16 protein-coding genes and 1 pseudogene are annotated in these 21,663 nt (G+C 72.0%); 7 read left to right on the top strand and 10 right to left on the bottom strand.

Annotated elements, in window-relative coordinates; all coding sequences use genetic code 11:
* A pseudogene (locus tag ACFYXS_RS00005) lies at positions 1–4,001 on the bottom strand (sugar-binding protein); the annotation flags it as partial.
* A 466-nt stretch (positions 4,002–4,467) separates the two neighbouring features.
* Here ACFYXS_RS00005 and ACFYXS_RS00010 point away from each other — a divergent pair.
* Genes ACFYXS_RS00010 through ACFYXS_RS00025 form a run of 4 tightly spaced genes read left to right on the top strand, consistent with a single transcriptional unit; the run spans position 4,468 to position 7,715 of the window.
* Positions 4,468–5,451: an ATP-binding cassette domain-containing protein gene (locus ACFYXS_RS00010; protein ID WP_389242064.1), complete on the top strand. Its 984-nt coding sequence runs from the start codon at positions 4,468–4,470 to the stop codon at positions 5,449–5,451.
* A complete protein-coding gene (locus ACFYXS_RS00015; protein ID WP_389242066.1) occupies positions 5,448–6,272 on the top strand; it encodes an ABC transporter permease in 825 nt (274 codons plus the stop codon). The genes ACFYXS_RS00010 and ACFYXS_RS00015 overlap by 4 nt, the downstream gene beginning before the upstream one ends.
* Positions 6,273–6,282: 10 nt before the next feature.
* Positions 6,283–7,338 carry a PHP domain-containing protein gene (locus ACFYXS_RS00020; protein ID WP_389242068.1) on the top strand — a complete coding sequence of 352 codons (1,056 nt, stop codon included), beginning with the start codon at positions 6,283–6,285 and terminating at the stop codon, positions 7,336–7,338.
* A 35-nt stretch (positions 7,339–7,373) separates the two neighbouring features.
* The gene (locus ACFYXS_RS00025) at positions 7,374–7,715 is read left to right on the top strand and encodes a hypothetical protein (RefSeq protein WP_389242070.1); all 342 of its coding nucleotides are present in this window, start codon (positions 7,374–7,376) and stop codon (positions 7,713–7,715) included.
* An 18-nt stretch (positions 7,716–7,733) separates the two neighbouring features.
* Here the strand turns inward: ACFYXS_RS00025 and ACFYXS_RS00030 are convergent, their stop codons facing one another.
* Together ACFYXS_RS00030 and ligD are read right to left on the bottom strand one after the other, a co-directional pair.
* Positions 7,734–8,606, bottom strand: a complete 873-nt coding sequence (locus ACFYXS_RS00030; RefSeq protein WP_389242072.1) for an ATP-dependent DNA ligase — start codon at positions 8,604–8,606, stop codon at positions 7,734–7,736.
* Positions 8,603–9,502: a non-homologous end-joining DNA ligase gene (gene ligD, locus ACFYXS_RS00035; protein WP_389242074.1), complete on the bottom strand. Its 900-nt coding sequence runs from the start codon at positions 9,500–9,502 to the stop codon at positions 8,603–8,605. The genes ACFYXS_RS00030 and ligD overlap by 4 nt, the downstream gene beginning before the upstream one ends.
* Before the next feature lie 32 nt (positions 9,503–9,534).
* On the opposite strand from ligD, the gene ACFYXS_RS00040 reads away from it, so the two are divergent.
* Positions 9,535–10,467, top strand: a complete 933-nt coding sequence (locus ACFYXS_RS00040) for a Ku protein (RefSeq protein ID WP_389242076.1) — start codon at positions 9,535–9,537, stop codon at positions 10,465–10,467.
* 13 nt (positions 10,468–10,480) lie between these two features.
* Here ACFYXS_RS00040 and ACFYXS_RS00045 read toward each other — a convergent pair whose 3' ends face one another.
* The gene (locus tag ACFYXS_RS00045) at positions 10,481–13,819 is read right to left on the bottom strand and encodes a BTAD domain-containing putative transcriptional regulator (protein WP_389242078.1); all 3,339 of its coding nucleotides are present in this window, start codon (positions 13,817–13,819) and stop codon (positions 10,481–10,483) included.
* A gap of 967 nt (positions 13,820–14,786) precedes the next feature.
* Here ACFYXS_RS00045 and ACFYXS_RS00050 point away from each other — a divergent pair.
* Positions 14,787–15,572 (top strand): site-2 protease family protein, encoded by a 786-nt coding sequence (locus tag ACFYXS_RS00050; protein WP_389242080.1) that lies wholly within the window; start codon positions 14,787–14,789, stop codon positions 15,570–15,572.
* On the opposite strand, the gene ACFYXS_RS00055 is transcribed toward ACFYXS_RS00050, so the two are convergent.
* From ACFYXS_RS00055 to ACFYXS_RS00080, 6 genes are read right to left on the bottom strand one after another with little or no spacing between them, the layout of a single operon-like run.
* A complete protein-coding gene (locus ACFYXS_RS00055; RefSeq protein WP_389242082.1) occupies positions 15,569–15,772 on the bottom strand; it encodes a hypothetical protein in 204 nt (67 codons plus the stop codon). The genes ACFYXS_RS00050 and ACFYXS_RS00055 overlap by 4 nt on opposite strands.
* 35 nt (positions 15,773–15,807) lie before the next feature.
* Complete coding sequence (npdG, locus tag ACFYXS_RS00060; RefSeq protein ID WP_389242084.1) at positions 15,808–16,524, bottom strand: NADPH-dependent F420 reductase; 717 nt, start codon at positions 16,522–16,524, stop codon at positions 15,808–15,810.
* A gap of 42 nt (positions 16,525–16,566) precedes the next feature.
* Positions 16,567–17,409 (bottom strand): carbohydrate ABC transporter permease, encoded by an 843-nt coding sequence (locus ACFYXS_RS00065; protein ID WP_389242086.1) that lies wholly within the window; start codon positions 17,407–17,409, stop codon positions 16,567–16,569.
* Entirely contained in the window at positions 17,406–18,362 is a 957-nt protein-coding gene (locus ACFYXS_RS00070) for a carbohydrate ABC transporter permease (protein ID WP_389243443.1), read from the bottom strand. Before ACFYXS_RS00070 ends, ACFYXS_RS00065 begins: the two co-directional genes overlap by 4 nt.
* Positions 18,363–18,409: 47 nt before the next feature.
* A complete protein-coding gene (locus tag ACFYXS_RS00075; protein ID WP_389242088.1) occupies positions 18,410–19,717 on the bottom strand; it encodes an ABC transporter substrate-binding protein in 1,308 nt (435 codons plus the stop codon).
* A complete protein-coding gene (locus tag ACFYXS_RS00080) occupies positions 19,714–20,832 on the bottom strand; it encodes an exo-alpha-sialidase (protein WP_389242090.1) in 1,119 nt (372 codons plus the stop codon). Before ACFYXS_RS00080 ends, ACFYXS_RS00075 begins: the two co-directional genes overlap by 4 nt.
* Positions 20,833–20,957: 125 nt before the next feature.
* Here ACFYXS_RS00080 and ACFYXS_RS00085 point away from each other — a divergent pair, with 125 nt between their 5' ends.
* Positions 20,958–21,632 (top strand): FadR/GntR family transcriptional regulator, encoded by a 675-nt coding sequence (locus ACFYXS_RS00085; RefSeq protein WP_389242092.1) that lies wholly within the window; start codon positions 20,958–20,960, stop codon positions 21,630–21,632.
* Positions 21,633–21,663 lie beyond the last annotated feature (31 nt).

Raw genomic sequence — 21,663 nt, forward strand, 5'->3', positions numbered from 1 at the left:
CCGAGACCGTCGTAGACATAGCTGATGGTCTGCTTCGGGCTACGGGAATCGGTGCTGGAGGTCAGCAGGTTGCGGTCGTCGTAGACGTAGTCGGTGTGGCCCTTGTCGGGGTCGTCGTCGGCGGTCTTGTTGCCGCGCTGGTCGTAGGTGTACGTCCACTGGTTGCCGACCGGGTCGGTGACGCCGGTCAGGTGACCGGCCGGGTCGTAGCCGTAGTGCGTGGTGGCCGGAGTGCCGGTCGGGGTCGCGGCCTCGTACTGCATCAGGTCGGTGGTGCGGCCGCGGGCGTCGGTGACCGTCGTGGACGGGGTGCCCCCGTCCGGCGGGGTCACCGTGGTGCGGTCACCGCCGTAGAGCGTGCTGGTGGTGGCCAGCACCGCGCCGCCGTCACTGTTGCCGGCGATCTGCCGGGACTGGATGACCCGGCCCATGCCGTCGTAGGTGTTCCAGGTCTGGGACTCCACCGCCAGCGCGTCATCGAGCTTGAGCAGATCGGCGGAGGGCGCGGCGGTGTTGTAGTACGGCGCGAACGCCTTGGCGACCAGGCCGCGCTCGTCGTAGAAGGTGTCGCTGACCAGCCTCCCGCCGTTCGGACCGGGGGCCTGGGCCTGGCGCGGGCGCAGGAAACCGTCGTACAGCGTGTACGACGTGCGCTGACCGCCGTCGTTCTTCACCGTCTTGGACGCCACGGCCACCGGCTTGCCGTCGGTGATCGTGTACGCGAACTCGAAGTTCGGCGTCTCGTTGTTGGCCTGCGACCGGTTCGGCAGCCACACCTTGAGATTGCGGCCCAGCGCGTCGTACGTGGTGTCGGTGCGCCTGTTGTTCGTGTCCAGCACTGTGGTCGCCAGGCCGCGCGCCGTGTCGTAGGTCGTGGTCGTGGACTGCGCGGTCGCGGTCTTCGTCGGGTCCGCGGGCGGGCCGGTGACCGTCACGGAGGTCGGGAAACCGGTCGTCGGCGAGTAGCCCGTCGTCGTCGTCCGGCCGTCGCTCCGGTTGGTGCGCGACGGGGTGCCTGTTTCGGTCGCGGTGACCGTTCCGGTGATGTCCGTGCTCGTGAGCTGACGGCCGTAGGTGGTGTCGTACGTCGCTCCGGCTTCGAGGTAGGTGGCCGTGGTCCCGTTGTGGGACGTCAGGTTGGCAATGTGGGTCGCATCGCCCTTGGTGGGTGCGGCGTTGTAGGCCAGCCCGTCGTAGGCGGTGCGGACGTCGGAGATGACGTCCTTCCTGCGGTCCGGGGTCGCATCGCATTTCACCGCGACGGTCTCGACCCGCGAGGGCCTGGTCAGGATCCAGGCCGTCGTGTTGTCCGCATACGTGGTCCGGGTGCACCGGTCGTCCGCCGCTGTGCTGGTGTCGCCGAAGTCATCGCTCTGCGTAACGCGGCCCGCGGTGTTCTCGTGGATGCTGGACTGGTAGGTCTGTCGCCACTTGGCACCAACGCCATCGTCCAGTGAGGTCCAGGTCCTCTCCGACGCCGTACCGGTCAGATTGGCGGTCGTGGTGCCCCAGGAGCGCACGCGCGTGGCGGTGGTGTAGTGCCACGGGGTGGTGACCGTCTTGTTCAGCACCCGCCCGCTCGGACCGCTGTAGTCCTCGGTCTTGTACTCGAACCCGGCCGCCGAGTCGTGGTCGGTGATCGTGCCGCCGTTGTCGTCCGACACGGTCACGGACTTGGTGCCGTCGTCGGTGGACGTGCCCTTGCGGTCACCGTCCATGCCACGCAGGAACCAGTGGTCCGTCTGCGACTTCATGACGTCCTGACCGCCGGTCAGCTCCCGCACATGACCGTAACCGCGCCACTGCGACCAGGTCTTGTACTTCTCCTTCGTCAACCCGTCGTCGTCGGCGAAGTGCCACGCGCCGCCGTCGAGGTACTCGTAGCGGGTGACCATGTCCGGCGAGGAGTTCGTCCGGTCGGTCTCAGTCACCGAGTCCACGACGTACTTGTTGAACCACTGCAACGACGGGTCCGCGTCACCGGACTTGGTGAAGAACACCGGGTAGCAGCGGGTGGTGTTCGTCTGGGGCGTCGACAGGTGACCGGCGTCGCACTCGGCCGCCGAGTAGTTCACATCGATCTGACCGCCTGCCTCGTCGGCCACCGTCGACAGGCGTTCCTTGATGAACGGAGCCGTGTCATCCCCGGGGATGTCCAGCCGGTTGGCGGCCTGGCTGTAGCCGAAGGTGACCTTCGGCAGAGTGATGGCCGGCGTCGCGGACTTGCCCGTGTGCTGCACCGAGTCCAGCAGCAACTGGTAGTCGATGTCCGCCATGCCCCAGCGGTGCCCCAGCGTCCAGGTGTCGATCGGCGCATAGGTGCCGTCGGACTTCAGCACCTGCGTCGTGACCCCGGTCAGGCGCTTGCGCGTCCAGAAACTCGGCGACGCCGACTTCGTGCAGTCCTCACCGGACTTGCAGTTCAGGTCCCACGGCGTGTCGTACCAGTAGAACTTCTTGTCGTCGATCGTGGACGCGTCGCAGGTCACGCCGGTCTGCGGCAGGCACCGCTCGGCGTTCGCGAACGTCACCTGCGCCAGCGCCTTCGCCGAGTAGACCGTGGTGCTGCGCAGCCCGTAATCGATGTGGTCCAGGTAACCGCCGCGGTCGTAGACCGTCTCGTCGGCGGCCTTCAGATTCCGGGCGTAGTAGTTCGATTCCTTCTTGTAGTAGTACGCGATCGCGTTGCCGTGCACATCGACCGCGTAGTCCAGGTTCCAGCGGTACGCCTGCTGGCACCAGGAATCCGCGAACGCCGCCGCATGACACGGCTCGCCCGCATCGTCACCGAAGACCGGAGTCGTCCACGTCGAATCGGTGGTGGCCTTGCCCGACGCCCAGCCCGGCAGGCGGTTGTAGCCGAAGAAGTACTGGGTGCCGTCGGTTGTGGTCACCTTCCAGTACTCGTCGTTGCGCGCACCATTGCCACGGACATCGCTGCTCGAACCGTAGACGCGCTGCACCTTCGTGCCGTCGTCGCCCTTGACGCGGAAGGTGTCGGTGCCGTCCGGGATCAGCTCGCCCGCGTGACCGTCGAAGGAGATCGTGGCGTTGTCGTAGGCCCAGCACATGTCGCCGGGCTTGTTGCCGTCCGCGTTCTTCACATCGTCATCAGCACAGGACTTGTAGCTGCGCTCGATCGAACCCGGCCACAGGTCGAAGCCGTCACCGACCCACGACGACTGGTTGTTCGAGGAAGACGTACGACCGTCGATGCCGCCCGATGAGTACGACAGACCCACCTTCGGGGCGAACTTGCCCGGCACACCCGGCACCGGCATGTCGTAGGACCAGGAGAAACTGCCCGAGTTCAGACTCGTCGACCACGTCGCAGAGGCGGACAGTGAACTGGCCGTGTAGTCCCCGTGGTCACTCGACGTCCCGCCCGCGGCGGCCGTCGTCGCCGCGAACAGCACCGGACCGGTGGCGGAAAGAGTCGTGGTGGCGGACAGCGTGCCGCCGTCGTTGCGTGAGGCGACCGGCTGACCCGCACGGCACGCCGCACGCTCCGGCGTCGTCGCCGCACACGCCGGCAACCGCACCAGCTTCAGGCGCGCCGCATACGCGCCGCCGTAGCTCTGCGCGAACGCGGACGTGTCCACGCCCACACCGACCCGGCCGCCCTGGGCACCCGGCTCGCGCCGCACCGAGAACAGCAGGCCGTCCACGCCCGCCTTCCGCGCTGTCGCCGCGTCCAGCACGCGGACGGTCGCCCGGCCGACGAAGGCCGCGGAAGCCTGGACCTTGCCCACCGGCTTCAGCACTGGCGTCGTCAGCGACACCGGCAACGAGCCCGCCCGCCGGGTCACCGCCTTCGTGCCCGGGCTCAGCGTCACCGTCGCCGAGCCCACCTTCGGCGTCGCATGCCGCGGCGCGGTGGCCGGCATCTTGCGCTGCCCGTCCGTGCCACGCGGCGACGACTTCACGCCGTGCCCGCTCAGCGGCTTCTCGGACGCCGGGATGCCCGGCATGTCGTCGGCCACCGCCGTCGACGTTGCCACACCCTGCAGCAACGTCCCGACCAACACAGCGGAGACGGCCACCGCCATCCTCCGGCGCGTCCGCTCCCAATCCCACGACTTCCCCGTCACGGTCACGCCTCCCCAGCCCCGATTCCCCACCGGGGGCTCACAAGATCCACACAGGTACGGCGCGATCCAACCGATCAGCAACTGGCCTGGTCAACGGGGCTTTCCCAGCTCCGCGCTGACCGGATGTGGACATGACCGGTTACGGAACGGCCGTGGGGGAACGAGCGATGGCCGCGGCATGAACTTCCGGTGTCACCACTGATGACGGGACACCCCGCCCCCGCACCGCGCGCCGTCGAGAACTCGAGCCCTCCACCGCACGGGCTGCTCCACACGCCCCGCACCGACGGCCTGTCGGCGCCGTGTCGGCGACGTATCGGCGGCTCTGTCAGCGATATGTCGGCGCCCTGTCGGTGGACGGGGCGACAGTAAGGGCATGACACAGCGAGACGTGAAGAGCGCGGACGCCGCCGTGAGGGTGCGGGGGCTCGTGAAGCGCTACGGGGAGACGAAAGCCCTCGACGGAGTGGACCTCGAGGTGCGGCAGGGGACCGTGCTCGGGGTGCTGGGACCGAACGGGGCCGGGAAGACGACGCTGGTGCGCATCCTGTCCACGCTGGTCCGGCCCGACGCCGGCACGGCGATCGTGGCGGGGTACGACGTGATGGCGCAGCCGCGGCAGCTGCGGCGGGTGATCGGGCTCACCGGGCAGTACGCCTCGGTGGACGAGTCGCTGTCGGGCCGCGAGAACCTGTACATGATCGGCCGGCTGCTCGACCTGCCGCGCCGCGACGCCCGGTCGCGGGCGGACGAGCTGCTGGAGCGGTTCTCGCTCACCGAGGCGGCCCGCAGGCCCGCCAAGGAGTACTCCGGCGGTATGCGCCGCCGCCTGGACCTGGCGGCGTCGATGATCGGCCGACCGTCCGTGCTCTACCTGGACGAGCCGACGACCGGCCTGGACCCCCGCACCCGCAACGAGGTGTGGGACGAGGTGCAGAACATGGTCGCGGAGGGGTCGACCGTGCTACTGACCACGCAGTACATGGAGGAGGCCGAGAAGCTCGCCCACGAGCTGACGGTCATCGACCGCGGCCGGGTCATCGCCGGCGGCCGGGTCGAGGAGCTCAAGGCCAAGGTCGGCGGCCGCACCCTCCAGGTGCGCCCGGTCGACCCGGGCACGCTGGACGCCATGGCGAACGCCCTCGGCACGGGGGCGCAGGCCGTCCCGGACCACGCGCACGGCGTGCTCAACGTGCCGATCATCAGCGACGAGCAGCTGACCGGGATCGTGGCCGCGCTCGGCACGCACGGCTTCGCGATCGCCGGCATCGACACCCATCTGCCCAGCCTGGACGAGGTGTTCCTGGCCGTCACGCACGGCAGCGGCACCGCCAAGGACCGAGAGGAACTCGCCGCATGACCGCCATCACCGCCCCCGCCGCGCCCACCGCCGCGGCCGTGGACGCCGATCCGCGGATCGGGCTGCGGGCCAACTTCCGGCACATCGGCGCCCTCGTGCGGCGCAACGTCCTGCAGATCCGGCAGGACCCGGAGTCGATGTTCGACGCGCTGCTGATGCCGATCGTCTTCACGCTGCTGTTCGTGTACGTCTTCGGCGGCGCGCTGGAGGGCAGCCAGGAGAAGTACGTCAACTACATGGTGCCGGGCCTGATGGCCATGATGGGCATGAACATCGCGATGGCCGTCGGCACGGGCGTCAACTCGGACTTCAAGACCGGGGTCATGGACCGTTTCCGGACCATGCCGATCGCCCGCTCCTCCGTGCTGATAGCGAAGATCGTCGTCGAGATCGGCCGGGCCCTGGTCGCCACGGTCATCCTGCTCGCGATGGGCTTCATCCTCGGGCTCCACGTGCACAACGGCGTCTTCATGCTGCTCTGCGCCGTGGCGCTGTCCCTGGTCTTCGGGGCCTCGCTGATGTGGATCTTCATCCTCCTGGGTCTGGTCGCCCGGACCCCTCAGTCCGTCCAGGGGCTGTCCATGATCGTCGTCCTGCCGCTGCAGTTCGGAAGCTCGATCTTCGCCAAGCCCACGACGATGCCGGGCTGGCTGGAGGCCTTCACCCGCTACAACCCGCTGTCCAACCTCGCGGACGCCTCCCGCAACCTCATCAATGGGGGCGCGGTCGCGCACTCGGTGATGATGACGCTGATGTGGGCGGTGGGCATCACCGTGATCAGCGCGCCGCTGGCGGTGGCGAGGTTCCGCAACAAGACCTGATCCTGGAGACATGGACCCCGTCGAGGCGCTGGACCGGATCGCCTTCCTGCTGGAGCGGGACGGCGCCCCGACGTACCGGGTACGGGCCTTCAGGGGCGCCGCCGCCGCGATCGCCGCGTTGCCGCCGGACGAGCTCCGGCGGCGCGCCGGCGTTTCCGGCGGCCTGGAGCAGATCAAGGGGCTCGGCCCGAAGACCGCCGCCGCCGTGCGGGAGGCCCTGGCGGGCGCCCGGCCCGCGTATCTCACCCGGCTGGAGGAGGGCGGCGGGACGGATGCCGTGCCCCGGCCCGAGGGGGACGCGGGGCAGCGGCTGCGGGCGGCGCTGCGCGGCGACTGCCATCTGCACTCCGACTGGTCCGACGGCGGCAGCCCGATCGAGACCATGGCCCGCACGGCGGCGGCGCTCGGCCACGAGTGGGCGGTGCTCACCGACCACTCCCCGCGGCTGACCGTCGCCCGCGGCCTGACCGCCGACCGGCTCCGCGCCCAGCTGGCGGTCGTCGCCGAACTGAACGAGCGGCTGCCCCCGTCCTTCCGGCTGCTGACCGGCATCGAGTGCGACATCCTCGCCGACGGATCGCTCGACCAGAGCGCGGATCTGCTGGACCGGTTGGATGTGGTGGTCGCCTCCGCCCACTCCAAACTCCGCATGGAACGGGACGAGATGACCCGGCGCCTCGTCTCCGCCGTCAGCAATCCTCTGGTGGACGTACTCGGCCACTGCACGGGCCGCCTGGTGCGCGGCAAGTCCCGCCCCGAGTCGGAGTTCGACGCGGACCTCGTCTTCGCCGCATGCGAGCGCTTCGGTGTCGCGGTGGAGATCAACAGCCGTCCCGACCGCCTCGACCCGCCCCGCCGGCTGCTGCGGAAGGCGGTGGACGCCGGCGTCCTCTTCGCCGTCGACAGCGACGCCCACGCCCCCGGCCAGCTCGACTGGCAGATCTTCGGCTGCGCCCGCGCCGAGGAGTGCGGCGTCCCGCCGGAACGCGTGGTCACCACCTGGGACGCGGACACCCTGCTGCGCTGGGCCAGGACCCGGAAGGTACCGGCAGGGCAAGGGCGTTGAGCGTCGTGTCGGTGGCAGCGGACATGATGGGGCACATGACCCACAGGACGAGCACCGGCAGCATCTGGCGACTGCGCCACAGGGACCGCGAGATCGCGCGCCTGACCGTGACCGGCACGGACTTCCCGTGGGTCCGCGGGGACATCGAGACGCTCCCCGGCTACGAGGACTACCGAGCCGTCTTCGCCGCGCATCAGCGGGCGCTCGACGACGAGGACTACGAGCGCGCCGATCTTCTCTACGACCGGATCCGCGCCGACCTCACCATGACCTTCCCCGACGAGGAGCCCGTCGCCGAGTTCCTGCTGAACGTCCACGGCGACGGGACCGCCGGCTGGCGGTGGCATGACGAGCCGTTCGACGAAGAACACGGGTGAGGCCGCGCCGTCGCATCGTCACGACGGCCGCAGGCGCAGCACCGTGGTGAGGGCGTGGCGGCCGACGCCCTGGAGGATCTCGACGGGGAGGGGGGCGGGCAGCGGGCGGTAGGGGGTGCCGTCGTCGAGGGTCGCGCCGGTGGGGGGTGCGGGGGTGATCAGGGCGGCGAGTTGGACGCGCAGGGGGGCGTCGAGGGGGGCGGAGGCCAGCGGGCCGTCGCCGAGGTCGAGGACGAGGGCGCGCGGGGTGCGGGGGGTGCCGGTGAAGCCGATGGCGACGGCGTCCTGCGGGACGGAGTGCCGGAGTTTGAGCCAGTCGCGGCGGCCGGGCCGGTAGCGCTGGGCACGGCCCTTGACGACCAGGCCCTCGATGCCGGAGGCGGCCAGGGACGCGTACCAGTTCAGCGCCTCGGCCCGGTCGGTGGTCGCGGGGACGGGCTGCAGCGGCGGGCCGAGCGGGGTGAGCAGGGCGGTCAGGGCGGCGCGGCGCTCGTCGTAGGGGCGGCCGCGCAGGTCGGTGCCGCCGACGGCGAGGAGGTCGAAGGCCGCGTAGTTGGCGGGCGGTGCGGACAGCCGCCGGCGGGTGCTGCCCAGGGCGCGTCGCTGGAGCGCGCCGAAGTCGAGGCGCCCGTCGCGCCAGATGACGACCTCGCCGTCCACGACGGTGCCGGGCGGCAGCGCCCGCGCGGCCTCGGCGAGTTCGGGGAAGGTGTCGGTGACGATCCGTCCGGAGCGGGTCTGCAGCCGTACCGGGCCGGTGAGGACGACCATCCGGTGGCCGTCGAACTTCGGCTCGTACGCGCAGCCGCCGGGCAGCGCGTCCGCCTCCGGGACGGTCTCCACCCGCCGGGCGAGCATCACCACGACGGGCGGCGGGACGGGGTCGGTCACGGCAGCCGGCCCCGGGCGGCGCCGTCGTCGAGGCCGGCCAGCAGGTCGCCGAGCCGGTCGACGCGGCCGAGTACGTCCTCGGGCCCGAAGACCAGGTCCCCCGGCGCGCGGCAGCCGGCCACCTCGTCCCAGGTGACGGGGGTGGCCGCGCCGGGCCGGTCGCGCAGCCGCAGGGTGTAGGGACACGCGGTGGTCTTGGCCGAGGCGTTCTGCGACCAGTCGATGAAGATCTTGCCGGGGCGCAGGCTGCGGGTCATGGAGACCAGGACGAGGCCGGGGTGCTCGTCGCGCATCCGCCCGGCCAGCGCCTTGGCGTAGCCGCTGACCGCCCGCCCGGTCGCGGGTTCGATCGGCGCGTACAGGTGCAGGCCCTTGCTGCCGGAGGTGACGGGGAAGGCGGTGAGCCCGTCGTCGTCCATCATCTGGCGGAGCCGTTCGGCGACCCGGCAGCACAGGACGAGGTCGGCGCCCTCGCCGGGATCGAGGTCGAGCACGAGCCGGTCGTGGGCGTCGCGCCCCGCGGCCGCCGTCCACTGGGGGACGTGCACCTCCCAGCCGCCGAGGTTGGCCATGGTGACCAGGGTGGCGGTGGAGTCGACGACGACGTGCGGCTCCTTCGGGTCACCGGCCGTGGTCACCCAGGAGGGCGTGCCGGCGGGGGGCCGTTTGGCGAACCACGCCTGCCCGTGCGGCCCCTCCGGCGCCCGGACGAACGAGGCGAGCCGGCCGGTGGCGTGCGGCACCATCGCCGCGGCGACCTGGGCGTAGTACCGCAGCAGCTGCGCCTTGGTGTGACCGGTCGCCGGGAAGACGACCTTGTCCAGGTGGGTGAGGACCACCTGACGGCCGTCCACCTCGGCCGGCTGCCGGTCGGGCGAGGCTGACGGGGCGGGCATAGTGTGGAAAGTCCCCGGAAAGGGACGAAAGTATGCGATCCATGTGGAAAGGTGCGATCGGCTTCGGGCTGGTCTCCATTCCCGTCAAGCTCTACGCGGCCACCGAGGAGCACGGCGTCTCCCTGCACCAGGTGCACGCCGAGGACGGCGGCCGCATCCGCATGAAGCGGTTCTGCGAGAAGGAGGGCAAGGAGGTCCCCTACTCGGAGATCGCCAAGGGGTACGAGGACGAGAGCGGCCGCACGGCGGTCCTCAGCGACGCGGACCTGGCGGAGCTGCCGCTGCCGAGCCGCAAGCTCATCGACGTCCTCGCCTTCGTCGACACCGACGAGATCGACCCGCTGTCGCTGTCCCGCGCCTACTACGTGGGGGCCGAGGCCGCCGCGTCCAAGCCGTACGTCCTGCTGCGCGAGGCCCTGGCCACCAGCGGCAAGGCCGCCGTCACGAAGATCGCCCTCCGCACGCGCGAGTCGCTGGCCCTGCTGCGCGTCCACGAGGAACTCCTGGTCCTGCACACCATGTACTGGCCCGACGAGGTACGCGACGCCGGGGGGCTGGCGCCCCCGGAGAACGTCGTCGTGCGGCCGCAGGAACTGAAGATGGCGCAGAGCCTGATGGAGACCCTTTCCGAGGACTTCGACCTGGAGTCCCAGCACGACGAGTACCAGAAGGCCCTGGACGCCCTGGTCGCCGCCCGTCTGGAGGGCGAGCCCGTGCCCGAGACGGCCGAGGTGACCTCCGCCCCCGACAACGTGGTGGACCTGATGGCGGCGCTCCAGGCCAGCATCGACGCCCGCGGCGGCGAGAAGGCCGAGAGGTCCGGGAAGGCGCAGCCGGCCGGCAAGACCACCGCCGCGAAGAAGACGGCCGCCAAGAAGGCCCCGGCGAAGAAGGCGGCGGCCAAGAAGACCACCGCGAAGAAGACCGCGGCCAAGAAGACGGCGGCCCGCAAGAAGGCCGGCTGAGCACCGGCCCGCGTCAAAGGGGTTCTTGCAGCAGCACGATCGTCTCGGAGAAGGTGAGGGCCCCGCCCTCGCGGTAGGCCGCGTCGTACTCCTCCTCGCCCAGGTGCGCGCGCAGCCGGACCGCGTCCTCGTCGAGGCTGCGGCGCTCCCACGGGGTGCAGGCGGTCTGCCGCAGGCTGTCGTGGGCGCCGAGCACCAGCGCGGCACGGCGCGCCGGCTCCCGCACGTCACCGTCGTCGCGCAGTCCGGCGATGCCGGTGAAGAGCGTGACGGCGGGCGGGAAGAGAAGGACGCCCATGCGCGGCCCGATGACCGGGCTCAGCGGATGGGCCTCCATGTAGTCGACGGCCTCGCGGAGATGGGGCAGTCCGCCGTACGGGTCGCCGGCCATGCCGGTCAGCCATCCGCGGATCGCGGCCAGCAGCCCGAAGATGAACGAGGGCATGCCCCGCGGGGGGTCGGCCTGCATGGCGTCGAGCAGTTCGAAGCCCTCGTCCAGTTCGCCGCGCCGGGAGAGCATCGCGACGAGCAGCACCTTGCCGTAGTAGCTCGCGTCGTCGCCGACCGGACGGAAGCGCTGGGCGTCGGCGATCCCCTCCCGGACCAGCCGCTCGCCCTCCTCCTCCTGGCCGCTGTTGGCCAGCGCGTCGCCGAGCCGGACCGTCATCATCGGGACCTGCTGGTGGGCACCGAGCTTGAGCGCGAGGCCGATGGCCTCGCGGCAGCTCTCCGCGGCGCGGGCCCAGTCGCCGGAGTTGGCGGTCGCCTCGGCCTCCGCCGCGAGCACCTCCGCCATGCCCCAGTCGTCGCCGGCCCGGCCGAACAGGGCCCGAGCCTCACGGATGTCCTCCATGGACTGGGCGAACCGGTCCTCGACGTCGTTCATGACCTTGGCCCGCAACTGCAGCGCGAACGCCAGCTCCCACGTCCGGCCGTGCTGCCGGCAGCTGCTCACCGTGGAGTCGATCAGCTCCGGCATCAGGTCGAAGCGTCCGGTCAGCATGGCGCCCAGCATGCGGAACAGCCCGGGCCGCAGGCTGGACTGCGGCAGCTCCGGCGGATAGGCCTCGATGAGCGCCTCGCCGAGCGCGACGAACCGCGGATCGCTCCAGGCGTCGGTCTCCTCCATGTGGGCGAACACCTCGGCGGTGCGCACCCAGCGCCGGGCCTCGGTGAGCAGCCGGGGCGTCATCGGCAGCGGGTCGTCCAGCGGACCGCGGTCCAGCGGCGGCAGCGCGACGGGTGGGGTGAAGGCGTCCACCGGACTCATCTTCGCCACGACGCCGGGCCAATAGCCCATCTCGCTGCGGTAGTTGCGCATCTCCCAGAACCAGCTGGAGGCCAGCACGAGGCAGAGCGCCTCCTGCTCGTCGTCCGTCTCCACCGCCCGGCGGATGGCCGCCCGCAGGTTCTCGTGCTCGCGCTCCAGGCGGTCCAGCCACAGCAGTTGGCCCGAGCCGCGCAGTTCGGGGTCGGCGGTGCGGACGTACTCGCGGAAGTACGAGGTGTGGCGGCGCCCCACCGTGCCGCGCTCGCCGGCCTCGTCGAGCCGTTCGGTGGCGTACTCGCCGATGGTCTCCAGCATGCGGTAGCGGGCGCCGTCCTCGGTGAGGTCTGCGACCACCAGCGACTTGTCGACCAGCGAGGCCAGCAGATGCGCGACGTCGCGCGCGTCCACGAAGCCGTCGCCGTCCCCGCCGCACACCGCCTCGGCGGCGGCCAGGTCCCAGCCGCCGGCGAAGACCGCGAGGCGGCGCAGCACGGTCCGTTCGGCCTCGCTGAGCAGACCCCAGCTCCAGTCCACGACGGCCCGCAGCGTCTGCTGGCGGGGCAGCACGGTGCGGCTGCCCGCGGTCAGGATGCGGAAGCGGTCGTCGAGCCGGTCGGCGAGCTGACGCGGCGTCATCATCCGCAGCCGGGCGGCCGCGAGCTCGATGGCCAGCGGCAGCCCGTCCAGCCGGCGGCACAGTTCCGCGCACGCCTCCGGGTCCTCGTCCGGCGTGAAACCGGGGCGGGCCGCGGCGCCGCGGTCGGCCAGCAGCCGCAGCGCGGGCGACTGGGGCAGCGGGTCCAGCGGCCGGATCAACTCCCCCGGCACACCCAGCGGTTCGCGGCTGGTCGCCAGCACCGCCAGGTCCGGGCAGTGCGCGAGCAGCCGCTCGGCGAGCTCGGCGGCGGCGCCGATCACGTGCTCGCAGTTGTCCAGCACCAGCAGCAGCCGGCGATCGGCGCAGTACTCGGTCAGCTGGAGCAACGGGTCCTTGGCCGACGCGCCCTTCGCCTCCGCGGCGAGCGCGGCCTCGGCGGCCGAGCCCGGGTGCAGCAGGGTCTCGCGCAGACCCAGCGCGTTGACCACGGCGACGGCCACCGTGCGCGGATCCTCGACCGGGGCGAGTTCGGCGAACCACACGCCGTCCGGCCAGTGACCGGCGACCGCGTCCCCGGCTTCCTGCGACAGCCGGGTCTTGCCCGTGCCACCGGGCCCGGTGATCGTCACCAGCCGGGCGGCGGACAGATCGGACGCCAGCGCCGACAGATCCGCCTCCCGGCCGACGAAGCTGGTCAGCCGGGCGCGTGCGTTGCCCTGGCGGGGCCGCGGGACCGACGCGGCGGCCGGAACGGGGGTGGGCGTCGCCGGCATGAGCAGTTCGGCGTGGAGCGCGCGCAGTTCCGGGCCCGGGTCGGTGCCGAGCCTGTCCGCGAGCTCGCGGCGCACGTCCTCGTACCCGACCAGTGCGTCCGCCGCCCGCCCCGCCCCGCGCAGCGCCCGCAGTCGCAGGGCCTGCACCGGCTCGTTGAGCGGATGGGCCGCCGCCAGCTCCGCGATCTCAGGCAGCACCTGCTCGGCGCGGCCCAGGGCGACCTCGGCGGTGATCCGCAGACGGCGGGCGTCCAGCCGCAGCGCGTCGTAGCGGGACGCGACGGAGGCCCGGTCCGGGAGGTCGGCCAGCACGGGGCCGCGCCACAGCCCGAGCGCGCCGTCCAGCGCGTCGGCCGCCTTGGCGGCGTCGCCGTCGGACAGCGCGCGTCCGCCGTCCTCCACCAGGCGCTCGAAGCGGAACAGGTCCACGGCGTCCGGCACGGCGTCCAGCCGGTAACCCCCGTCCACGGAGCCGACCGCCTCGTGCCCGATCGCCCGGCGCAGCCGCGCCACCAGCGCCTGCAGCGCCCCAGTCGCGTCGGCGGGCGGCTCGCCCTCCCACACCTCGTCGATCAGCGCCTCCGTCGTGCGCACCCGCCCGGGGCGCAGCGCCAGCGCCGCGAGCAGCGCCCTGAGCCGGTTCCCGGCCAGGGGGACGGCGGTGCCGTCGTCGCGATGGGCCTGTGTCGTCCCGAGGATGCCGTAGCGCACGCACCCATTGTGTCCGAGCCGCGCGCGGCCCTTGCGGTCCGGGCAAGTTTTGCTCCCCGCCCGCCCTCCCCCAACCTTCGGCCGGGGGTGCCCCCAGCCCTGTGAAGTCAGTGACCCCGGCGCGCGTGCGGGGTGGGCCGGGTTCGGGGCCTCCGGGGCTGCACGTCCTGGACTGTCATATTTACGTGCGTGGCGGGCACCTGCTGATCCCATCCCTGCCCGGGTCCTGCACACAAATATGCCGCAGCGTCCAGGACATCCACCCCTCCACCCCCGCCCCCTCGGTTTCGTCATGCGCCTGATCCCCGGAGGGAGGGTGTGGAGGCAGCCGTGGTGCGGGTCGGTGTTGGTTCAGCGCGGCGGGGGTAGCGCGGAGCTGCTCCATCCCACCTGCCAGGGTTCAGGCGCGAGCACTCACGGAGGGGCCGGGGCGGGAATCCCTGGTGGGGGGTGTGGGGGCGACCGTGGTGCGGGCCGGTGTTGGTTCAGCGCGGCGGGGGTGGATCCGGGATTCGGGATTGTTGTCGCTGTGCCGACGGGGTGCCTGAGCACGGTGCCGCCCCTTACCCCCCACTGGGGATCAGGCGCATGACGAAACCGAGGGGGCGGGGGAGTTGGGGGCACCCCCGGCCGGAGGCTGGGGGAGGGTGGGTGTTCTGGACGCTGCGGGATATTTGTGCGCACTATCCGGTCAGGGACGGGATGAGCAGGTGCTGGAAACGCGCGTAAATATCACGGTCCAGAATGGCCAGCCCCGGAGGCCCCGCACCCGGCCCCCACGAAACGCGCGCCCGGGTCACTGACTTCACAGGGCACCCGGGAGGGCGGGCGGGGAAAAAACCCACCCGGAACGTCTGGCGTTCGCGGGACGTTATCGCCCCAATGGGTGTGCCCGGCGCCAGCCGAGTGGCATGATCGGGCGGCCACCACGACCGCCCCCGTACCGCCCTCCGCAGGAGCCCGCACGATGACCACCGCAGCAACCCGCAGTGAGCGGCAGATCAGCCCGATTTTCCTGGGGCTGGTCGCGATCATGGCCGTCTCCGGGTGGGCGGTGTGGACCGGGTTCTCCTCGAACACCGGCTTCGCCGTCTTCCTGTTCGTCGTGTCCGGCTGGGTGGTCTCCCTGTGCCTGCACGAGTACGCGCACGCGCGGACCGCCCTGCACGGCGGTGACATCTCGATCGGCGCGAAGGGCTATCTGACCCTCAACCCGCTGAAGTACACGCACGCCCTGCTCAGCATCGTGCTGCCGGTGGTCTTCGTGATCCTGGGCGGCATCGGCCTCCCCGGCGGCGCGGTGTTCATCGAGCGCGGCCGGATCAACGGCCGCTGGAAGCACAGCCTGATCTCGGCGGCGGGCCCGCTGACGAACGTGCTGTTCGCGATCGCGCTGATGCTGCCGTTCACGCTGGACCTGGTGGACCCCTTCGACCCGGAGCAGCAGCCCTTCGCCGCGGCGCTGGGGTTCCTGGCCATGCTCCAGGTGACGGCGGCGATCCTGAACCTGCTGCCGGTGCCGGGGCTGGACGGCTACGGGGTCATCGAGCCCTGGCTGTCGTACAGCGTGCGGCGCCAGATGGAGCCGTTCGCGTCCTTCGGCCTGCTGGCCGTCTTCGGCGTGCTGTGGATCCCGGAGGTCAACGCGGCGTTCTTCGGCTTCGTGGACTCCGTGACGCACGCCTTCGGTCTGCCGGACGGCCTGTCGGGCCTGGGCTACCAGCTCTTCCGGTTCTGGAAGAACGCCTTCTAGCCGGCGGCCTTCTCCATCCGGGCCTTGCGCGCGTAGTACCAGCACATGTTGCTGGTCAGGCCGGTGATCGCGATCCAGAGGACGCCGAGCCAGCTGCCCTCGACGAAGGAGACGACGGCGGCGACCGCGGACAGGACGCACACGATGAGCGCGTAGACGGCGAGGCGGGGCATGGGGGCGGCTCCTGTCGGGTCGGTCACGAACCCGCTCATTGTCCCCCATGCCCCGACGGCGGTCACACGTCGGTCAGGCGTACCCCGGCGTGGGCCTTGTAGCGGCGGTTGACCGAGATCAGGTTGGCGACCAGCGCCTCGACCTGGTGGGCGCCGCGCAGCCGGCCCGCGAAGACGCCGCGGACGCCGGGGATGCGGCCGGCCAGCGCCTGCACCACGTCGGTGTCGGCGCGGGACTCGCCGAGGACCAGCACGTCGGTGTCGATCGTCTCGACCTCCGGGTCCTCCAGCGTCACCGCGGACAGGTGGTGGAAGGCGGCGGCGACCCGGGAGTCGGGGAGCAGCACGGCGGCCTGCTCGGCGGCGCTGCCCTCCTCGGGCTTCAGGGCGAAGGCGCCCTTCTTGTCGAAGCCGAGCGGGTTGACGCAGTCGACGACCAGCTTCCCGGCGAGTTCCTCGCGCAGCGACTCCAGCGTCTTGGCGTGGCCCTCCCAGGGCACGGCGACGATGACGATGTCGCTGCGCCGGGCGGTCTCGGCGTTGTCCGCGCCCTGGACGCCGTGGCCCAGTTCGTCCGCCGTGGCCTGCGCACGCTCGGCGGCGCGGGAGCCGATGATCACCTGCTGGCCCGCCCTGGCGAGCCGGTAGGCCAGGCCGCGGCCCTGCGGCCCGGTGCCGCCGAGGACGCCGACGACGAGGCCGGACACATCGGGCAGGTCCCAGGGGTCCTTGGCGGGAGCCTTCGCGGCGGGGGTGTCGTTGCCACTGTCAACAGTCATGTACGTGATCCTGCCAGCAAGCCGCGGCCCGCGGCGTGCCGGTCAGGCTGTGACGCTGCCCTCGCTGAGGCCGCCCCGCCAGTGGCGCTGGAGCACCACCATGAGCAGCATCAGCGGCAGGACGGACAGCAGCGCGCCGCCGACCGTGTACTGGTAGAGCTCCGGCTGCCGGTCGGCGTAGCCCTGCCACGACGTCAGCCCGAGCGTCACCGGGTACAGGTCGCTGTCGGAGAGCATGACCAGCGGCAGGAAGAAGTTGTTCCAGATGTGGACGAACTGGAACAGGAAGACGGTGACGAGCGCCGGCGACATCAGGCGCAGCCCGAGTACATGGAAGATCCGCCACTCCCCCGCCCCGTCGAGCCGGGCGGCCTCCAACAGGGAGCGCGGGATGGCCGCCGTGGCGTAGATCCGGCACAGGTACACCCCGAACGGGCTGACCATGCCGGGGACGAGGACCGACCAGTAGGTGTTGGCGAAACCGAGGTCGGTGAAGAGCAGGTACAGCGGCAGGGCCAGCGCCGTGGACGGCACGAGGACGCCCGCGACGACGGCGGTCAGCACGGCCTCGCGCCCCGCGAAGCGGTACTGCGCGAGGGCGTAGCCCGCGGCGGCCGACAGCCAGGTCGCCCCGAGGGCGCCTACTCCGGCGTACAGCAGGCTGTTGCCGAACCAGCGGACGTAGACGCCGCCGTCGTAGGTCAGCACCCGGCCCAGGTAGTCGACCGGGTGCGGGTGCGCGAACCAGAGGCCGAAGCTGCCGAAGAGGTCGGCGCTGGACTTGGTCGCGGAGACCGCGAGCCAGTAGACGGGGACGAGGAAGTAGACGGCGGCCAGCGTCAGCGCGGTCGCGGTGAGGACGCGGTGGCGGAGGGGGACGGTCATCGCAGCGCCCCGTCCCCGCCGCGGCGGCCGACCAGGCTGAGGAAGCCGAAGGACAGCGCGCACGCGACGAGCGCGAGCAGCACCGCCTCGGCGGCGGCCACGTGGTAGTCGTTGGCCGAGAACGCCTCGTTGTAGGCATGCAGGTTGGGCGTGTAGCCGGAGTCGATGGCCGGGGAGAGCGGACGCAGCACGAGCGGCTCCGAGAACAGTTGCAGCGTGCCGATGATGCTGAAGACGGCGGTCAGCACGAGCGCCGGCCGGATCAGCGGCAGTTTGATGTGCCAGGCGATCCGCGCCGCGTTCGCGCCGTCGAGGCGGGCCGCCTCGTACAGCTCCGCGGGCACGGCCTTGAGCTGGGCGATCAGCACCAGCATGTTGTAGCCGGTGAACTGCCAGGTCACGATGTTGGCGATGGACCACAGCACGGTGGAGCGGGACAGGAAGTCGACCTGCCAGCCGGCCGAGTGCAGGATCTGCACGATGGGGCTGATGCCGGGGACGTAGAGGAAGCCCCACAGGATCGACGCGATCACGCCGGGCACGCCGTAGGGCAGGAAGTACGCGGTGCGGAAGAAGCCGATGCCGCGGGCGGAGGCGCTGTCCAGGAGCAGCGCGAGCCCGGCGGCCAGCGCGAGCATGAGCGGCACCTGCACGACCCCGAAGAGCAGCACCCGCGCGAAGCCCGCGAGGAAGGAGCTGTCGCGCAGCGCGTGCGCGTAGTTGGCGAGGCCGGCGAACACGTCGTGCGAGCCGCCGAAGCCGAGCGGCCCGGTGCGCACGGTCCGCAGCAGGCTCTGCTGCACGGCGTAGCCGATGGGCACGACGAAGCAGAGCAGGAACAGCGCGCAGAACGGCAGGAGGAACGCGGCCGCGGTGCGTGCCTCGCGGGAGCGGGTGCGGGAACGCGTCGGCCGGCCGTGACGGCGCCGGCCCGCGCCCGGGGTGTCGTCCACGGCGGCGGGCCCGGGCGCGGCCGGCGGCACGACGTCCGCCCGCGCGGTCACGCGGCCTCCGCCTTCAGGCCCTTGTCGCGCAGGTCGGCGAGGGTGCGGGCCTGGAGTCCCGGCAGGACGGCCGTGAGGGGGGTGCCGTCGCTGACGGCGCCGCTGAGGGCGTCGGTGAGCCGTTGGAAGAAGGTGTCCATGGTCGGGCCCCAGGTCCAGGAGCGGTCCACCGCGGCGCCGGAGGCGGCGACCACCGCGCCGTAGTCCTGGCCGCCGAAGTAGGCCGCGCGGGTGTCGAGTTCGGACGGGGTGAAGCCAGAGACGGGAGCGGGGTAGCCGTAGCCGCCCCGGATGAGCAGCCGGACGCTGGCGGGGTCGCTGTTGAGCCACACCGCGAAGTCCAGCGCGGCCCGGGGGTTCCGGGTGCCGGTGAAGACGGCGGTGGTGGAGCCGCCCCAGTTCCCCGAGGACGGGGCGGCGGCTGCGCCGGCGGTGTGCCATTGCGGCATCGGCCGGACCCGCCACTTGCCCGCGCCGCCGGGGGCGTTGCCGGTGAGCAGCGCGTCGCCCCAGCTGCCGCCGGTCCAGCTGACGAGGTCGCCGGACTGGAGGCCGGCGTACCAGGCGCTCTGCATCATGGGCTGGGTGGTGACCAGCCGGTCCTTGATGAGCCGGTCCCAGTAGCGGGTGACGCGGCGGGTGGGCTCGTCGTCGACGGAGACCAGCCAGGTGTCGCCGCCGGCCCGGAACCAGCGGGCACCGGCCTGCCAGGCCAGGGCGGTGAACCAGCCGGGGTTGGACGGCGAGAAGGAGGTGAGGTGCGCTCCGCGGCGGCGTACGGCGCGGGCGGCGGTGGCGAAGTCGTCCCAGGTGGCGGGGGTCTCGATGTCCCACCGGTCGAGCAGGTCCTGGCGCTGGAAGAGCACCGTCGGCCCGGAGTCCTGCGGGATGGCGTAGACCCCGCCGGCGTAGACGGTCTGCTGCCACAGCCAGTCGGCGAACCGGGCGCGGTAGCGGTCGGCGCCGTGCCGGGCCAGGTCCACCAGGCCCTGGTCGAGGAGGAATCCGGGCACCATCTGGTACTCGACCTGGGCGAGGTCGGGCGGGCTGCCGGCCTTGAGCGCGGCGTGCATCTTGGCGTACTGGGCGCCGCCGCTCGCGGCCACCTTCTCCAGTTCGACGCGGACCCCGGGGTGCAGCCGGTTCCACAGTGCGACGTTGCGTTCGATGCCGGGCACCCAGGACCAGAAGGTGAGGGTCGTGGTGCCCTGGCCCGTCGCGCCGGTGGAGGGGGCGCAGCCGGGCAGGGCGAGCGCCGCCGCCGTGCCCCCGGCCGCCGCCAGCACGCCGCGCCGGCCGATCAAGAGACCAGCTCCGCGAGGGGGACGCGGCGGAAGGTGATCGTCTCGTACGGGCCGAAGTCGCCGGTCTCGTACAGCAGTCCGACGCTGTCCTCGTCCAGCCGCACCAGGTCGGAGTAGGCGGCGGGCAGGCCGTCGACGGTGTGCGCGGTCCGCCAGGTGACGCCGCGGTCGTGGCTGGCCCTGATGGTCATCAGGGCCCGCGCGGTGGGATGCCCGGGGCCGGAGAAGAGCAGCACGTCGGGTGTGCCGAGGTGCAGGACGCTGCACTGCACGACGGGCGCGACCAGGCCGGCCTGCGGCCGGAAGCGGCGCTCCAGGGTGGCGCCGCCGTCGGCGGAGACGGCGTCGGCGCGGTTGCCGGGGCTGCGGGAGTCGGTGCGGGTGTTGAAGTAGACTGTGCCGTCGGGCAGTTCCGCGGCGGTGGTCTCGTTGGGGTTGACGTAGTCGTCGGACGTGTCGTCGGTGTAGCCGAGTTGCCAGGTCTCGCCGAGGTCGTCGCTGTACAGGCAGTGGCCGCCGTTGTAGCGGGGCTCGGCACCGGTGTCGGGGCCCTCGGGCGGGCGGGTGTGGTTGCCGGCGACGACGATCCGCCCGGCGTGCCGTCCGGCGCGCAACTGGAGTGCGTGGCCGGGGGTGGTGGCGTACCAGCGCCAGCCGGGGCGCTTGACGGCGGCGGTGATCTCGCGCGGCGCGGACCAGGTGACGCCGTCGTCGTCGCTGTGCTGGACCCAGGCCCGGCGGCCGTCCTCGTCGGACACCTTGCCGCGGATGATGTCGCGTTCCTCGGCGGTCCCGGCGTTGCGCACGTGGACCAGGACGACGCGGCCCTCCGCGGTGACGACCGGGGCCGGGTTGCCCGCCGTGCCGGAGCCGTTGGACGTCACCACCCGCAGGTCGTCCCAGGTGCGGCCGCCGTCCGTCGACCGTCGCAGGACGAGGTCGATGCGCCCGGTGTCCGCCGCCGACGCGTGCCGGCCCTCGGCGAAGGCGAGCACGGTGCCCGTGCCCGTCACGACGACCGCGGGGATGCGGAAGCTGGCGTAGACGCCCCCCGGGTCTTCCCCGGAGGTTCCCCCGGTACCGGCTCGGTAGGGGACGGATGTGAGGTATGACATCGGTGTTGCCTCCGATGCGCCCTTGCATGGCAGACGTAGGACGTCCCTTGTCGTCAAGGGACGGTAGACAAGAGACTGACGGCACGTCAAGAAAGCACGACAGCACGAGGGAAAGGCGGCCACTTGTGACCAGAACCGCCGGCGGGGGCCGCGGCCCGACGCTTCAGGATCGCATCATCGAGCTCATCCACGAGCAGCGACTCGCCCCCGGCGCGACTTTGCCCACCGAGCCCCAGCTGATGGATCTGCTGGGCGCCGGCCGCAACAGCGTGCGCGAGGCGGTGCGCGCGCTGCAGGCGCTCGGCATCGTCGAGATACGCCACGGCACCGGCACCTTCGTGACCGACGCGCCGCTGCGGGTGCTGCTGCCCTCGCTCACCTTCCACATCCGCTCCCGGGTACGGGCGCTGGCCGACCTGGTGGCGGTGCGCGAACTGCTGGAGGTCGGCCTGATCGGCGAGGTGGCGGGGACCATACCGGCGGAGCGGCTGGACGAACTCGACGCGCTCGCCTCGCGGATGGTCACCGATCCGGACGCCGACCGCGCGTTCCACGCGCTGTTGTACGCGACCTGCGACAACGAACTGGTGCTCCAGCTCATCGATCTGTTCTGGAGCGTCTACCAGGACGTCGGCTCCGCCCTCGCGCCCGCCGACGACCCCGTCGAGCGCATCATCGCCAACCACCGCGCGGTGGTCGGCGCCCTGCGCACCGGGGACGCGGGCGCGGCGCGGGCGGCGATGCGCCGGCACTTCACCGACGTGCGGGCCAGGGTCTCGCGCGCCGCTCCCGCACACTGACCCCCTTCGGGTGAGCCGGACGGGAAGCCCC

Origin of the sequence: Streptomyces sp. NPDC002574, from assembly GCF_042889545.1 — a bacterium.
Classification (GTDB): Bacteria; Actinomycetota; Actinomycetes; order Streptomycetales; family Streptomycetaceae; genus Actinacidiphila.

Excerpts from the sequence above, each read along its gene's own strand:
- ACFYXS_RS00065 (WP_389242086.1), bottom strand. The coding sequence starts at position 17,409 with ATGACCGTCCCCCTCCGCCACCGCGTCCTCACCGCGACCGCGCTGACG.
- ACFYXS_RS00015 (WP_389242066.1), top strand. The coding sequence starts at position 5,448 with ATGACCGCCATCACCGCCCCCGCCGCGCCCACCGCCGCGGCCGTGGAC.
- ACFYXS_RS00020 (WP_389242068.1), top strand. The coding sequence starts at position 6,283 with ATGGACCCCGTCGAGGCGCTGGACCGGATCGCCTTCCTGCTGGAGCGG.
- ACFYXS_RS00040 (WP_389242076.1), top strand. The coding sequence starts at position 9,535 with ATGCGATCCATGTGGAAAGGTGCGATCGGCTTCGGGCTGGTCTCCATT.
- ligD (WP_389242074.1), bottom strand. The coding sequence starts at position 9,502 with ATGCCCGCCCCGTCAGCCTCGCCCGACCGGCAGCCGGCCGAGGTGGAC.
- ACFYXS_RS00025 (WP_389242070.1), top strand. The coding sequence starts at position 7,374 with ATGACCCACAGGACGAGCACCGGCAGCATCTGGCGACTGCGCCACAGG.
- npdG (WP_389242084.1), bottom strand. The coding sequence starts at position 16,524 with ATGACTGTTGACAGTGGCAACGACACCCCCGCCGCGAAGGCTCCCGCC.
- ACFYXS_RS00080 (WP_389242090.1), bottom strand. The coding sequence starts at position 20,832 with ATGTCATACCTCACATCCGTCCCCTACCGAGCCGGTACCGGGGGAACC.
- ACFYXS_RS00010 (WP_389242064.1), top strand. The coding sequence starts at position 4,468 with ATGACACAGCGAGACGTGAAGAGCGCGGACGCCGCCGTGAGGGTGCGG.
- ACFYXS_RS00050 (WP_389242080.1), top strand. The coding sequence starts at position 14,787 with ATGACCACCGCAGCAACCCGCAGTGAGCGGCAGATCAGCCCGATTTTC.